Annotated in this window: 15 protein-coding genes; 6 read left to right on the plus strand and 9 right to left on the minus strand. The window is 62.3% G+C overall.

Annotated features, from left to right (window positions below; translation table 11 throughout):
- Positions 1-16: 16 nt before the first annotated feature.
- The 3 genes from CH294_RS05835 to CH294_RS05845 are packed head-to-tail and all read right to left on the minus strand — an operon-like array spanning position 17 to position 3,461.
- Complete coding sequence (locus CH294_RS05835) at positions 17-772, minus strand: SDR family NAD(P)-dependent oxidoreductase (RefSeq protein ID WP_094610829.1); 756 nt, start codon at positions 770-772, stop codon at positions 17-19.
- Positions 769-2,325 carry a long-chain fatty acid--CoA ligase gene (locus CH294_RS05840; RefSeq protein WP_094737278.1) on the minus strand — a complete coding sequence of 519 codons (1,557 nt, stop codon included), beginning with the start codon at positions 2,323-2,325 and terminating at the stop codon, positions 769-771. Before CH294_RS05840 ends, CH294_RS05835 begins: the two co-directional genes overlap by 4 nt.
- An 11-nt stretch (positions 2,326-2,336) precedes the next feature.
- Entirely contained in the window at positions 2,337-3,461 is a 1,125-nt protein-coding gene (locus CH294_RS05845) for a DUF5938 domain-containing protein (RefSeq protein WP_094737279.1), read from the minus strand.
- A 242-nt stretch (positions 3,462-3,703) separates the two neighbouring features.
- On the opposite strand from CH294_RS05845, the gene CH294_RS05850 reads away from it, so the two are divergent.
- On the plus strand, positions 3,704-4,342 hold the full coding sequence (locus CH294_RS05850; RefSeq protein WP_094737367.1) for a TetR/AcrR family transcriptional regulator: 639 nt from the start codon (positions 3,704-3,706) through the stop codon (positions 4,340-4,342).
- Here CH294_RS05850 and CH294_RS05855 read toward each other — a convergent pair.
- Entirely contained in the window at positions 4,336-5,544 is a 1,209-nt protein-coding gene (locus tag CH294_RS05855) for a citrate/2-methylcitrate synthase (RefSeq protein ID WP_249305083.1), read from the minus strand. The genes CH294_RS05850 and CH294_RS05855 overlap by 7 nt on opposite strands.
- Before the next feature lie 89 nt (positions 5,545-5,633).
- Here CH294_RS05855 and CH294_RS05860 point away from each other — a divergent pair, with 89 nt between their 5' ends.
- The 3 genes from CH294_RS05860 to crcB (CH294_RS05870) all read left to right on the plus strand — a co-directional run bounded on the left by CH294_RS05860 (position 5,634) and on the right by crcB (CH294_RS05870) (position 7,806).
- Positions 5,634-6,779 carry a citrate/2-methylcitrate synthase gene (locus tag CH294_RS05860; RefSeq protein ID WP_094737281.1) on the plus strand — a complete coding sequence of 382 codons (1,146 nt, stop codon included), beginning with the start codon at positions 5,634-5,636 and terminating at the stop codon, positions 6,777-6,779.
- A gap of 158 nt (positions 6,780-6,937) precedes the next feature.
- Positions 6,938-7,441, plus strand: coding sequence for a fluoride efflux transporter CrcB (gene crcB, locus CH294_RS05865; RefSeq protein WP_094737282.1), 504 nt, complete (start codon positions 6,938-6,940; stop codon positions 7,439-7,441).
- Positions 7,438-7,806, plus strand: coding sequence for a fluoride efflux transporter CrcB (crcB, locus tag CH294_RS05870; RefSeq protein WP_094737283.1), 369 nt, complete (start codon positions 7,438-7,440; stop codon positions 7,804-7,806). Before crcB (CH294_RS05865) ends, crcB (CH294_RS05870) begins: the two co-directional genes overlap by 4 nt.
- 307 nt (positions 7,807-8,113) lie before the next feature.
- Here crcB (CH294_RS05870) and CH294_RS05880 read toward each other — a convergent pair whose 3' ends face one another.
- Together CH294_RS05880 and CH294_RS05885 are read right to left on the minus strand one after the other, a co-directional pair.
- On the minus strand, positions 8,114-8,734 hold the full coding sequence (locus CH294_RS05880) for a putative glycolipid-binding domain-containing protein (protein ID WP_094737285.1): 621 nt from the start codon (positions 8,732-8,734) through the stop codon (positions 8,114-8,116).
- Positions 8,735-8,857: 123 nt separating this feature from the next.
- Positions 8,858-10,285, minus strand: a complete 1,428-nt coding sequence (locus tag CH294_RS05885) for an MFS transporter (protein WP_212709765.1) — start codon at positions 10,283-10,285, stop codon at positions 8,858-8,860.
- 203 nt (positions 10,286-10,488) lie between these two features.
- Here CH294_RS05885 and CH294_RS05890 point away from each other — a divergent pair, with 203 nt between their 5' ends.
- Positions 10,489-10,851, plus strand: coding sequence for a helix-turn-helix domain-containing protein (locus CH294_RS05890; protein WP_283164493.1), 363 nt, complete (start codon positions 10,489-10,491; stop codon positions 10,849-10,851).
- A gap of 28 nt (positions 10,852-10,879) precedes the next feature.
- A complete protein-coding gene (locus CH294_RS27200) occupies positions 10,880-11,353 on the plus strand; it encodes a DUF5956 family protein (RefSeq protein WP_141216451.1) in 474 nt (157 codons plus the stop codon).
- Between the two features lie 8 nt (positions 11,354-11,361).
- Here CH294_RS27200 and CH294_RS05900 read toward each other — a convergent pair whose 3' ends face one another.
- Genes CH294_RS05900 through CH294_RS05910 form a run of 3 tightly spaced genes read right to left on the minus strand, consistent with a single transcriptional unit; the run spans position 11,362 to position 14,263 of the window.
- Positions 11,362-12,702 carry an MFS transporter gene (locus tag CH294_RS05900; RefSeq protein WP_212709766.1) on the minus strand — a complete coding sequence of 447 codons (1,341 nt, stop codon included), beginning with the start codon at positions 12,700-12,702 and terminating at the stop codon, positions 11,362-11,364.
- The gene (locus tag CH294_RS05905) at positions 12,699-13,634 is read right to left on the minus strand and encodes an NADP-dependent oxidoreductase (protein ID WP_212709767.1); all 936 of its coding nucleotides are present in this window, start codon (positions 13,632-13,634) and stop codon (positions 12,699-12,701) included. The genes CH294_RS05900 and CH294_RS05905 overlap by 4 nt, the downstream gene beginning before the upstream one ends.
- Positions 13,631-14,263 carry a DsbA family oxidoreductase gene (locus tag CH294_RS05910; RefSeq protein WP_170944599.1) on the minus strand — a complete coding sequence of 211 codons (633 nt, stop codon included), beginning with the start codon at positions 14,261-14,263 and terminating at the stop codon, positions 13,631-13,633. Before CH294_RS05910 ends, CH294_RS05905 begins: the two co-directional genes overlap by 4 nt.
- Positions 14,264-14,334 lie beyond the last annotated feature (71 nt).

Here is a 14,334-nt window from a genome sequence, read left to right on the forward strand (position 1 = left end):
GGGAGCTCCTCGATCTCTACACCAGCGACGCCGACAACCCGCCGTCCAGGATGTAGTGGCTACCGGTGATCCAGGACGCGCGGTCGGATGCGAGGAACAACGTCACCTCGGCGATGTCCTCGGGTGTTCCCAGTCGTCCCTGCTTCGCGGCGACCAGGTCACCGAATGGAATCTGGGTCGCAGCCTCGAAGTCCGGGACCAAGCGGTCGACCATTGCGGTATCGGCGAATCCGGGACACACAGCGTTCACGCGCACTCCCGATGCTCGCATCTCGATGGCCGCGACCCGGGTGAGCTGAATGACCGCAGCCTTTGTGGCGCAATAGGACCCGAGCAGCGCTGTTCCGCCGACGCCGGCCAGCGACGCAATGTTGACGATGTTCCCCTTCGATTCGATCAGCGCGCCGATCGCGGCCTTCATCACCAAGAATGTGCCCTTGACGTTGACGGCGTAGATCTTGTCGAAGCTTTCCGTCGACTGCTGCAGCAGCGGTGACGATACTTCGATGCCGGCGTTGTTGATGACGATGTCGAGTCCACCCAGAATCTCGACAGCCTGGGCCACCGCATTCTGCACCTGACTCTCGTCGGATACGTCGCAGTTGGCGATACCTGCAGCTCCGATCTCCTCGGCCGTCTTCGCTGCCGCACCTTCGTCGATGTCGCTGACGACGACGCGTGCACCGCGCTCGATGAACATCGTGGAGATGGCTTTTCCGATACCGGCTCCGGACCCGGTGACGAATACTCGCTTGCCCTCGAACTCGGTCATGGTGTGCTTCCCTTCGATAGTGAGTGAGACATGGTGCTGCGCACTTCGGTCTTGAGGATCTTTCCCACTTTCGAGCGGGGAAGGTCGGTCCATATCTGAATCTGTTTGGGTGTCTTGATGCTTCCGATCATTGCTTTCACATGGGCCATCAGGTCCTCGTCGGATGCATCCCGGCCAGGACGTAGAAGTACTGCGGCGGTGACGCGTTCACCCCACTTGTCGTCCGGCAGCCCGACGACGGCGCATTCCTTCACCGCCGGATGCGACAACAGAGCTTGCTCCACTTCGGCGGAGTAGACGTTGAACCCGCCGGTGATGATCATGTCCTTGGCGCGGTCGACGACGTACAGATAGCCGTCGTCGTCGAGATACCCGATGTCGCCGGTGTGGTGCCAACCATGTGCACCAACTTCGGCTGTGGCGTACGGATTCTCGTGATAGCCCTGCATCACCAAAGGCCCGCGAACGACGATCTCGCCGCGCTCGCCACCATCGACCAATCCACCGTCGTCGTTCATGATCGCCACTGTCGTCAGGGGCGTCGGCTTGCCGGCCGAGCTCAGTCGTTCGATGGCGATGGAACCGTCGCTACGGAAGTGTTCGGCCGGAGCAAGAGTGGCGATCATGTTCGGTGCCTCGGTCTGCCCGAAGAGCTGTCCGAGAACCGGGCCGATACGGGTCAGCGCCTCTTCCAGTCGAGTCGGCGACATCGGCGCGGCCCCGTACCAGAGGCACCGCAACGACGACAGGTCCGTGATGTCGAGATCCGGATGATCGAGCACACCGTAGATCACGGTCGGCGGAAGAAACGCGTGGGTGATTCCGTGTTGCTCGATGAGGGACAGGAACTTTCCGACGTCGGGAGCGCCCATGACCACCACGTGTCCGCCGAGACTGAGAATGGGAAACGTCAGCACGCCCGCAGAGTGGGTCAGCGGTGCAAGAGCCAGGTACCGAGGCCGATCCCCGAAGGGATAACTCATGAGTGCTGTTGCCGTGGAGGTCATCATGTTCTCCTCGGTCAGCCTCACCCCCTTGGGTTTTCCGGTCGTACCGCCCGTGCCGGCGATCATGCACAATCCGTCCGCCGGTCGTCTCTCGGCAACAGAATCGGAACCGTGTTCGACGAGCCAGCTGTCGTACGAGAGCGCTCCCGGCACGTCGCCGTCCAGACAGACGAGCCATTCCAACCGAGGAAGCTGGTCGCGAATGCGACCGACGAGATCGGCGAACGCTTTCTGGAAGAACAGGAATCGGCAGCCGAACAGCTCGAACAGCTGCCGATTCTCGTCGGCTTCGTTGCGTGGATTGATCGGGCACCACACTGCCCCTGCTCGCGAAATCGCAAACACGCAGGTCAGTGCCAGCGGGTCGTTGGCGGAGAGCACCGCGACCCGATCGCCGACCTCGATTCCGTTGTGCTGCAACGCAGCGGCGATGGTCACCGTGTCGTCGTACACCTGGCCGTAGTTTCGAGTGGTGTCACCGATGGTGAGACAGGGGGCATCTCTGCCCAGCGACACCCCTTTGTCGAGGTAGTCCGACAACCGCATCGGCCCAGTCCTCAGCTGTGCGCGGTGACGATGGGTTCGAGCACCAGCCCGAAGGCGCGGAGCACGCCGAGCAGTTCCCGATGCCCGAATGCCTGGCAGCTGGACGCGAATCCCACCTTCTTCGGCGGTCCCTGCAGCAGATGCGCCGCGGCGAACGCGTTGAGTAGTGCGGTCTGCTTGTAGTTGCAGTTGCCGTGAATCACCGTGTGCACGCGCCCGAGGGGTCCCGACGCGTAGACCGAGTCGAGTGAGGTGTTGATGCGCGGATTCTCTCGGGGAGGTGTCTCGCTTCGTACCGAGGCAGAGACCGTGTCGATGATCTGGTACTTCTCTGCATCCGACTTGCCCTCCATCTGAGCCATTGCGGCGGAAATGATTTGGGGTACCGCCAGCATGAGGGGCTTGTTGATCACGCCGCCGAGGGCGCGAGCGTTCGCTACTCGAGGGTCGTTCTTGAACCACACCGGATGGGATGTCCCGCCCCACGGAAGCGCCAGGCCCAGGTCGTGCTGGCCGGGCACCACTACCTGCATGACTCCGTCGTCCGGCCACTCCACGTACTCGTTCTGTTCGAGGTAGTAAGCCTTGGAGAACGCGGCGTTGGTGAGGATCGTGTTCGTCGACGCGACCGTCGGATGCCCTTTCCAGAAGACCTCGATGTCGAGGGTGTCCAGGCCCGGTGTCTCGAGGCAGATGTTCGCGGCGATCTCGCCGATGCTGTACATCTGCGCCAAACCTGGCGTGAGCACCAGGTTTCGGGAGGCGAACTCGGCACCGTATTTGGTTTCGGCGTCGATCATCCAGTCCTGCTCACCGGTGGTGTCAGTGTAGTGCGCCCCGATCTCGATGCAGGCCTGGGCCACCTCGTGACCGAATCGAGAGAACGGCCCGACCGTGTTGAGGACGATCTCGGCCCCACGAAACGCCTCGGCCAGGGCCGCGGCCGTGTGTTCGACCTCGACGACGTCGTGTTCGACGGTCTCGATACCGGGCACCGCGTCGAGAATGCCTTTGACGCGGCCTTCGTCGCGTCCGGCTGCGAGGAACGGAATGTTGTACTCGCGCAGGTACTCACAGGTGAGTCGGCCGGTATATCCCGATGCACCGTAGACGACGACGCGCTTGTCCGTTGGCATGGAAAGTCCTCTCGTGGATGGCCCGTCCGCACGGCGGACCGAGTTGGGTGTCGAGTTCGAGCACCGGAGGGGACGCATCTGCATCCACCGTTCCGGCATGTGCTGTGGGTCACAGTAAGCTAGAATTTGAACAGCCGTCAAGCTTTTTCTTGACAACTGTCCAGGACGGACGAAATGCAGTGGTTCGCGAACTCGCCGTCGGGCATACACTGGGAGACCTACGCGCGGAAAGGACCCGGACCATGACACAGACGGTCGATCCGCGCGCGCGTATCGAAGAGCGCGCTCGCAACAAGTTCGAGTCCAAACGAACCGAACTGGCGCAGGCGACGCTGCACACGCTGGCCGAACTGGGTTATGCGCGCACCTCACTCCGCGAGATCGCACAGAATTCCGAGTTCTCGCATGGCGTCCTGCACTACTACTTCACCGACAAACTCGACCTCATCACGCACGCAGTTCGCCAGTACGAGGCCATCTGTGTCACCCGCTACGACGAGGTGGTGGCCAACGCGGTCGACGCCACGGGCCTCTACGCGGACTTCGAGGCCAAGTACTTCGCCACTCTCGCTGCGGACGCCGGCATCCATCGACTCTGGTACGACCTGCGGAATCAAGCCCTGTTCGACGATTCGTTCCGTACCGAGGTGCTGGAGATCGAAGAGCGTCGGGTGGACATGATCTGGCGCGTCGTCGCTCGTTACTGCGAGCTTCGCGGAACCACACCTTCTCTCGATCGGGCGTCGGCGTACGTGCTTCTCGACGGCATATTTCAACGGGCCCTTCTACACCACCTCGCAGGAAAGCCGGCCGAGATCGACGCCGCGCGAGCACAATTGCGCGCCGCTTTCGCGATGGTGGATTGCTCGACGCCTCAGTAGGTCCCCGGCCGGGTCCCCGTGTAGATGCCCGGCACTCGAAAACGCAGAGGTGCCTCCTCGTATTCTTCGAGCGCGTGTGCCGTCCAACCCACGATTCGGGCGAGTGCGAACACCATCTCCGGTGTGTCCGCTTTGAGTCCGTAGGCAAGGGCGAACGTGGCGAGAGCAAAGTCCGAATTGGGAAAAGTATCGAACCGATCGCTCACCTCGTCGATGACGACATCCGCGGCAGCGATCACCGAGGAATCGGCACCGTGTGCAGGATCTCGGAGCAACCGAAGCAGTTCCTCCGCACGTGGATCTCGGTCGGTGTAGACGACGTGACCGAACCCTGAGATACGCGTTCCGGACCTCAATTGTGTTGCGAGAGCTGCTACCGGATCATCGATCGCCGTCGCCAAGAACCTGTACACGGGGTCGGCAGCGGAACCGTGCAGGGGGCCGTCGATGCACCCGAGTCCCGCCGCGAGAACCGAATACAGATTGGCACGGGTGCTCGCCGCCACTCGAACTCCGAGGGTCGAGGCCGCCAGACCGTGATCGGCCATCAACACCAGCGCTGCCTGCAGCGGGACTCGTCCACGTGGATCCGATACATCGGACTTCACTGCCGCCCAAACAGATTCCGTCACCGATACTTCCGAGGGTTGCCCACCGAGGGCCGCGCCCACCGTGGCCAGCAGTTGTCCCGCTTCGCGCACCACGGAGGTGGAGCCGATATCGAATCGCAGCGGGCGGTAGGTGGCCGCTACATCGACGGCTATGCGTATCCGATCGATCGAGCGGCAGTCCGGTGCCATAGCCGCCAGTGCTTGCCGACATCGTTGCACCACTGCGGAATCGGCCCGAAATTGCACGTCTTCCAGCAGCTCACCGGTCCAGACGAAGTGTGCAACCGACTCGAACGAGAGAGAACTGAGTTGAACGGCATCACGCCCCCGGTAGTACAGATGCCCGTCGTCGATCAGTGTGGTCTGGGTCCGAATACGTTCCACTGCACCGATATCGGTGCGACGGGCTGTGTCACGGCCGGCGAGCGCTTCCACCTCGTCGACGTCGAACACACTCCCCCGCACCCCGGGCAGTCGAGTGCTGGTCAGTAGCCCGCGGCTGACATAGGCGTACACCGTCTCAGGCTTGACGCCCAGTCGCGCTGCGGCCTGGGCCGTGGTGAGCAGATTTCGGCCGTCGTTCGACGTCATGCTCGTCCTTCGTATTGACTGGATCAACATTGACAAAAATCAACAGTAACGCGGATCGTAGGGGTTGACCAGGACAAAGGAGATCAGTCATGACCGTTCTCGAAGCCCCCCGCGGGCTGCACAACGTCGTCGTCACCACCACCTCGATCGGAGACGTGCGAGGTGACGAGGGGTTCTATCACTACCGCCAGTACTCGGCCATCGACCTGGCTCTGACGGGCACGTTCGAGGATGCCTGGTTCCTGATGGTCGAAGGCCGGTTGCCAAGCGAGACCGAACGCGCCGAGTTCCTGCACGCGGTGGCACCCCTGCGAGTGCTGCCGGACGACGTCGCCGCCGCCGTGAGAACGGTCGCGCAATCAGGACCCGCGCAGCCCCTCTTGGCGTTGCGGACGGTACTGTCCGGCCTCGCGGGCGCGGTACCGCTGTACGAGTCGTCGGAGGCGGACAAGCGGACCACGGCTCTACGCCTGTGCGCGATGACGCCGACCATTTTGGCTGCCGTGCACAGGATTCGGTCCGGCAAGCAACCCGTCGAGCCGCGCGAAGACCTGACAATGGCACAGAACTGGCTGTTCATGATCACCGGTGAAGTGCCCGACGCCGACCGCGCCCGAGCCGTCGACCGCTACCTCACTGCCACGATCGATCACGGATTCAACGCCTCGACGTTCACCGCACGGGTTGTCGCGTCGACGGGGTCGGACATCGCGTCCGCAGTGTGCGCAGCGATCGGGGCGTTCGCCGGTCCATTGCACGGAGGCGCGCCGGATCGCGCCCTCGACGGGCTCGACGAGATTGCCGACATCGAATCCGCGGATGTGTGGGCACGCTCGAAAATCACGGCAGGCGAACGAATCATGGGATTCGGGCACCCGGTGTATCGAACCGATGACCCCCGATCGGTGATGCTGCGAGAGACTGCGCAGGACATGGGCGGAGAGCTCATCGACAAGGCTGTGCAGGTCGAGAAGGTCATCGCCGCTGCGCTCGCAGATCTGAAGCCGGATCGAAAGCTGTACGCCAATGTGGAGTACTACGCCGGAGTCGTGATGGAACTGTGCGGGATTCCGCGATCGATGTTCACCCCCACGTTCGCGTGCAGCCGCATGGTCGGGTGGTGCGCCAACATCGTCGAACAGTCACACGACAGCAAGATCATTCGCCCGATCGCCCGCTACGACGGTCCAGTGCCTTCGGCAGTGGTGCGGATAGGTGCCGCCCAGGGCACTTGACCGCGCCACTGCGGCGAAGCCGCACCGAGGTGTGCCATGATGGAAAACGCGCCTCGGTGCGCAGCGGCGGTGGGGCTCGCCGTAACCGAACCTCGGTCTTCGGACCGACAACAGTCCCTGTCTCGGCAGTCGCATGTCCGCAGATAGGGAGAAGTTCGATGAACGAATTCGACGAGACGCAGAGCGGTACCTCCGCCGACCGATCCATGCCGGTGGACCCCGACAGCCCGGGTTCGTCACGCCCACTGCACCTCCAACCACAAGCGATCGCGGCGGTAGCTCTCGGTGGCGTGGTGGGTACGGGTATTCGCTACGGCGCGGAGTCCGTGTACCCGGCCGTCGCCGGCTCGTTCCCGTTCACCACTCTCGTCATCAACCTCACCGGTGCGTTCGTACTCGGAATGCTGCTGGAGCGCCTCGCACTGGCCGGCCCCGACCAGGGATGGCGACGCCGAATCCGGCTGTGCATCGGCACCGGGGTACTCGGCTCGTACACCACGTACAGCTCGTTCGCCCTCGAGACCGTGGAGCTGCTACGAGATCATCGTGTGGTCGCTGCCGCGGTGTACATGACCGTCAGCGTGGTCATCGGAACGTTCGCGGCCGGAGCGGGCATCGTTCTCGCGCAACGGTTCGGCACCCGGGCGGAGGAGAAGCGATGATCGCACTGTGGGTCGTTCTCGCCGGAAGTGCAGGGGCGGTCAGCAGATTCGTGCTCGACGGCGTCATCCGATCACGACTGAAGACCCAGTTTCCGTACGCCACAGTGCTGATCAACGTCACCGGTTCGGCCGCACTGGGCATCGTAGCGGGATTGGTCGCGTTCAGATCGGCTCCGGAACAGGTGCAGGCCATAGTCGGCGTCGGATTCTGTGGTGGCTACACCACTTTCAGCACGGCAAGTGTGGAGACCGTGCGCCTACTCGAACGGCGACGTTACGGCCTCGCGGCATACAACGCTATCGGTACGGCACTGAGTACCACCGCGGTCGTCGGCGTGGCCATGGTCGCGACGGCGTACATCTGATCGTCACAACTGCGCCCTCATGGCCGGAAAGGCATTGGCAGTGAACCCGTTCCGCTCATACATGCCCAGCCCATAGGGCGTCGCCATCAGCTCCGCTCGCGCGATCCCGGTTCCACGAGCCCACTCCATCACCGCATCGAACGCTCTCCCACCGAATCCCTGACTTCGGGCATCGGGCGCAGTGCATACATTGCTGATCAAGACATCACGCCCATCCGGCGAGAGAGGCGAGTGTCCCGATATCTCGTGCAACCGCAGCCACTCGGCCCGGCCTGGTGTACGCCACTCAACTGATCAGAGCGCCCGATCACTGGATATCGCCGTGAACGCTATCGACACGCGTGGCGAGATCCGGGTATTCGACGATGAGTCCCGACGCGTCGTACCGCAAATCTGCGGAATACTCGAATTGCGGGGCTGTGTAGGCGCATGCAAACGATGACGCGCCAACCATTGGAAATGAATAGGTTTGATCGAGTACTTCCACCCTGCGCTCCGTAGCGCGGACGTACACCGCGCGTACTTCGTGCGGGCCGGAGATGGCCGAGAGCCTGTGAACGGGAATGGTGTTGGTGACGACAGACGCTTCGAGATCGATATCCGTACATGCTGAGAGGTCAGCTCGTTCTTCACCGTCGACAAACCATGTACCGTGCTCATCGCGAACGAGTTCCATGACCCAGGTTGCGCCACGGGTCCGCGTCTCGATACTTGCCTCACGCGTTTTCCAATTTTCGTCGACGACCACTCGGTAGCTGACTGTATAACTCGCGGTTCCTTCCACCGCGACGCTGCTACCCCAGATTTGGGTCGTACCTTCTGCTGAACCCGTTGCGAAGTACGCCACCTCGAAGCCGTCTCGCAGTCCGCAGTGCCGCCACGCTGCAGTCGCAGGAAGCTCGAGGAGGTGATGGTTCTCGATCGCCATATCGGGACTCCGTATCGATGCACAATTGGAGGTCGAGACTACCCGGATAGCTCCTGCTTCCCGAGTCTTCGAGCAATAGGCAATCCAAAGGCATCATCCGCCGCGACGCAACCACCGTTGCGGTCAATCCACGTTCTCACTCGCGCGATGTCGCTGCCGAAGGAGCAGCAGTAGACCGATGAACAGGGCGAGGACCGATGCCACTGCAGGAACGATCAACGCGCGTCGATAGTCGTCGATCGTGGGAATCTTCGCATCTCCGGTGACGAGGACGATGGTCGCGATGGACACGCCCAAAGCGGCGCCGAACTGAAATCCGGTGTACACGATTCCGCCTGCTACGCCATGCTTTTCGTCGTCGACTCCTTCTACTGCAGCGGCCGTCAACGGTCCGTAGATAAATGCGAAGGCAACGCCCAACAGCAGAAGCGACGGCAGCAGATCGATGAATCCCGAGTCGCGAGTCAACCGCAGGGTAAGAACGAAACCGAGTGCTACCGCCCCCAAGCCGGCCGCCATCACGGATACGTTGCCCCATCGTGCTACCAACCTCGGCGTCAGGAACGGAGCGATGACCAGTTCGATTCCCATCGCAGCAAAGGCCGAGCCTGTCTGCAGCGGTGTCCAGCCCAGTAGCTCTTGGAAATACAGCGTCAAGACGAATTGCCAGGCAAAGAATGCGCCGATGAACAGTGTTCCCACCGAGCTTGCCCACGGCAGCAGGCCGGTCGTCAACACTCCCTGAGGAATCAACGGATCGTCCGATCGCCGTTCGATCGCCACGAAGGCAATGCCCAATACTGCGGCAGAGCCGAAAGCGATCAGCCCCAAATTGTTCGACGTGTCTTCTCCGACTGCAACGATGCCGTAGATCAGGCTGACCATCGCCGCCGTCAGCGTCGTCCCACCGAGGAGGTCGAAAGATCCGCGAGCCCCACTCCCAGGCTCAGGCACGTCGGACACGATGAGATACCAACCTGCAACTAAGAATCCGAGTCCCAGCACGGCCGGTACGAAGAAGACCAACCTCCAGTCCAGAGATGTGAGCAGACCACCGGCGACCACTCCGAGAAGGAACCCGGATGCACCGATTGCGCCATAGACCGCAAGTGCCTTGCTGCGCAATGCGCCTTCGGGAAACGCGGTGGTCAGGAGACTGAATCCAGCCGGCGTCATGAAGCCTGCAGTAGCACCGGTGATGAAGCGGACCACAATCAGCACCCAGGATTCTTCCGCTAGCCCACCGATGGCCGAGAATACCGCGAACACAGCGAGGGCTGTCAGGAAAACCCGTCGTCGTCCGAGTACATCGGCGACGCGACCTCCCAGAATCATGAAGCCTGCGTACGCAAGCACGTAGGCGCTGATCACCCAGTGGGCTGAGCCGGTCTCGAGCCCGATGTCGGACGCAATACTCGGCACCGCCACGTTCAACATTGCGATGTCGATGCCCTCGAGAAACAAGGCTCCGGTCACGACACCCAGAACAGCCCACGCCTGTCGCGGTCGCTTCGTCGCATCGCCTTCGATAGCAGTGTCGGATTCGGTCACAATGTTCTCCTCGGTGACGAAAAATGAGTCGGTTACTTCTTGTAACCGGCCTCAGCCTGGGCGATCATGAACGCATGGCACAAGAAGGCACTTCGAAGTCAGTCGGTTCCCCACAGGGAAGCGACCAGGTAGTGGACGGATGTTGCCGAGATGGGCGTGAGGCATACCAATGGGACGCGCGAGAGGACTGCGGCGTCAGGCAGATTCTCGATCGCGTCGCAGACAAATGGTCGCTTCTGGTGATTGCACTGCTGGAAGAGCAGACGTTTCGATTCGGAGAGCTCCGACGAGAAATCGACGGCATCAGCACCCGCATGCTGACGGTGACTCTGCGCAACCTCGAGCGCGACGGGCTGATCGACCGACGGATGTATCCGGAAATCCCACCGCGCGTCGAGTACCGGCTGTCGGAACTGGGCCGAACATTGCTGGGCACCATCCAAGCTCTCGTCGAATGGACCGAACAGAACCAACACCGAATCGCCCGAGCCCGTGAAATATTCGACGACGCGTCAGCATCGTCCCCGAGTCAGAGCGACTCGGAGGTCGGCGTGGTATCGCGCTGACGGGACGCAGACGACGAAAGAGGACAGGATGGCTCAATATTGGAGTACCTACCCCACGGCCGAGGCCGGCGGCGAGCTTCCCGACGGTCTGGCTGCCGGTCGGTACGTCGAAGTCATTACGAACGGTCACGGCGCGCTTACCGCGTGGGTCGCCGGACCCCGTCGGTGCTACCGAACCCCTTATCCCGCGTCCGCGCACCCTCCCATGAGAGTGACTCGCGGTCACCCCAGCGGGCCGCCGGAGGAAGTGTGGTTCGAGCCTTGGACCGACGACGACGTGAAGGCTGAGAACGACGACATCAGTTCCTATCTGGCCGAGGCCGGTGTGCGGCTACGCCCCCATGGCTACCGTTGGTACGTGTTGGTTCCCGGATACATCGAAGACGGTGAGGCCCTGGAAAGCGCACTGCGCGAGGAGAACAAGTACATCGATCCCGCAGAGGTATACGCGGCCATCGAGGAGCTGTACGAGAGGCTGCTGAAGGGGATGCCTCTCTGCTGACATTCAGCTCAGCTTGGAACGGACTGCCGCGCAAGAAGAACAGCGGCTACCCCCACACCGACGACGAGGCTGTACGCGATCGTGAATTCGTGCAAGATCGCGAGAGAAAGCACCGCACCCGTCACTGCAATCAGGATCGATTGACTCATCGACTCCGAGATCTGCAAGGCAGAGCTGTTTGTTCCCTGTTCTTCCTCGATGGACTCGGCGAGAACGTTGGCAGTGATTCGCGGGTACGCCATGCCCATTCCTGTTCCCATGACGATGCATCCGCCCACCAGTGCAGCTACCGGTATCGCACCGGTGATGAACAGCAACGCAGACACCGGCCCGATCAGTACCAACATCGCCGCTTTTCGCACGAGAGTGTGTCCACCGCTGCGGCCGGAGGTTCTGCCCTGCAGCCACGCACCTGCGATCCATCCGAGGGCCCCGAGTGCGACAATCAGACCGGAGCGACTGGGACTGTAGTCGAGCTGGCGTTGGAGGTAGAGCGGCAGATAGATGTCCGTCGCCGCGACGGTCGCGCCGAGCAGTCCGCGCAGCGCCGTCAGCCGAGGAATGCCTGGCCGAATCCTGAAGGTGCCCTGGGGAAGAAGCCGCGTTGCGGACAGCCCGATCAGCGCAACGGCGCACAGAGTGCCGGGGACTAGAACACGAATTTCCTGCTGACTTGTGTGGTGCAACGCAAGCACACCTGCCGCTGCAACGACAGCCCACACTCCCCGAGTGCCGAATATGGCTGTGCCGGTGCTTATCCGGGCCGAACCACGCACCATGATCAGCAGCGACATCAACGAGGCTGCGGAACCGATCAGAACCAGCGCGAACACCGTTCGCCAGCCGACGAACTCGACGACCACACCGGTGACCAGTGGTCCTGCAATACCGGGCAGGAGCCACGCTGCCGTCAGCAGACCGAATACGCGTGGGTGTAGTCCGGCCGGGATGAACTGTGCGATGACGACGTACACCACGACGGAGTCGATTCCGCCGCCGATCCCCTGCAGAAGTCGGCCTGCTACGAACACTTCCATCGTGGGTGCCACGACGCAGAGTGCGATACCGACTACGAAGGTGGACCCTCCCACCGCCAGAGGCACCACGACTCCGCGACGGTCCGCCCAGTTCCCACCGATGGTCATCCCTATCAATGCCGCGGTGAGCGTCGACGCGTAGGCGAGCGAGTACCAGTGTTCGGCATCGAGATCATGGGCAATGACCGGGAGCGCGGTGGTGATAGCGAACGACTCGAACGCAACACACGTCATCATGCACAGCAGGGCGAGAATCAATGGCCGGTGCTGCCCGCGGAGCACACTCGCCGGCCGAGCTGCTCTGTCGATCATGGGCGTTCGTCACCGACGAGAAGTACGACCTTGCCTCGACCGTGTCCGGTTTCCACATCGCGGTGTGCATCGGCTGCGTTGTCGAGCGGGTATGCGTCTCTCACCGTGACATCCAGGCTTCCGGAGCCGCACAGATCGATCAGTTCCTGCAGTCGCACAGCAGACCTGTCGCTCGAGATCCACCGACAGTCGAGCTCTTTCGCCAGGACCATGTCGACGATCGTGCCGATTCGAGTTCGGTCGGGCAGTAGATCGACTGCAGTACGGAGGTTCTCATGCCCGGCCGCGTCGAGCACCAGATCGATTCCGTCCGGCGCCTCGGCCCTGATTCGTTCGAGCTGGCCGTCGCCGTAGGTGACCGGTGTCGCCCCCATCCCCGCGATGTACCGGTGGTTGACCGGGCTTGCGGTGCCGACTACATGCAGGCCACGGTGGCGTGCCAACTGCACCGCCATCGAACCCACCCCACCCGCGGCACCGTGCACGAGCAGGGTTTCGCCTGGGCGTGCTCTCAACCGTCCCAGCGCAGTGTGCGCTGTCTGGCCGGACGCCGATAGTGCCCCCGCGGCGCGCCACGAGACAGTGGTCGGCTTTCGGACGATCTGACTGCTGGGAACCGTGACGTACTTCGCGTAACAGCCGAGCACACGGAACCCGAGAACCGCATCGCCGACGGCCACGTCGTGAACATTCCGGCCGAGCGCCTCGACGGTTCCCGAGAATTCGTTGCCGAGGATCTGCGGGAACTCGATACTCGCACCCGGGGGCACCCATCCCCCGCGAATTGCCGCGTCCGTCAGCTGAACTCCTGCTACCTGCACTTTCACCAGCACTTCACCTGCGCGCGGTGCGGGCCGAGGAAGCGTTCTGGTCCTCAGCACCGACGCAGGCCCGTGTTCGTCGATGGCAGCGGCGCGCATCGTGGCACTCATCGGTCGACCACCGGCCCGTTCGCCAGCCGAGGGACGCTCAGGCTCAGATCTCCCGTGGCACGTACAGAGTCGACCATGACAGTCGGCACGGAGCTTATGCCGAGGTCGGCTGCACGACGAAGATCGTCGTCGACGTCGCTGGAGTATTCGTCAGATTCTTCGAGCCGCGTGATGCCATCGTCGGCCAGTCCTACTCGAAGTCCGATCGAGCGCAGAACAATCCAGTCACCGATATCTTCATTGCGCTCGAAATGGCTCGAGTACAGTGCATCCCACGCCACAAATCGATTCAATCGGCGAGCCGCGACGAGTTTGAGAAGACGGTGCGCAGCACGCGAGTCGACCGTCAACGAGGTGTCGATGTCGATGGTGAGCGTCTCAGCAGCGCCACCTTGGACAATTCGGTTTCTCTGCGCCGCCCAGCGTGCGGCGTCGAAACCCCAGGAAGTCAGCGCTGCATCTCGGACTGTCATTCCAGGCTGGGCCGGACCGTCGGGTTCGAGCAGAAGGCTCCTGTATTCGACCTTCGTATCGGGACCGAGTTGATCGAGCGCCCTGCCGAGCTGTCGGTGTCCGATCCAGCACCACGGGCACCGCACGTCGGCCCACATCGTGATCGTTGTCGTCAATTTTCTCTCCTGCCATCGCCGTCGAGTGCGATGTACAGTGCACTTCATCAAGTCCACTTGACGTCAAGGCG

Origin of the sequence: Rhodococcus sp. 14-2483-1-1 (assembly GCF_002259335.1) — a bacterium.
Taxonomy (GTDB): domain Bacteria; phylum Actinomycetota; class Actinomycetes; order Mycobacteriales; family Mycobacteriaceae; genus Rhodococcoides.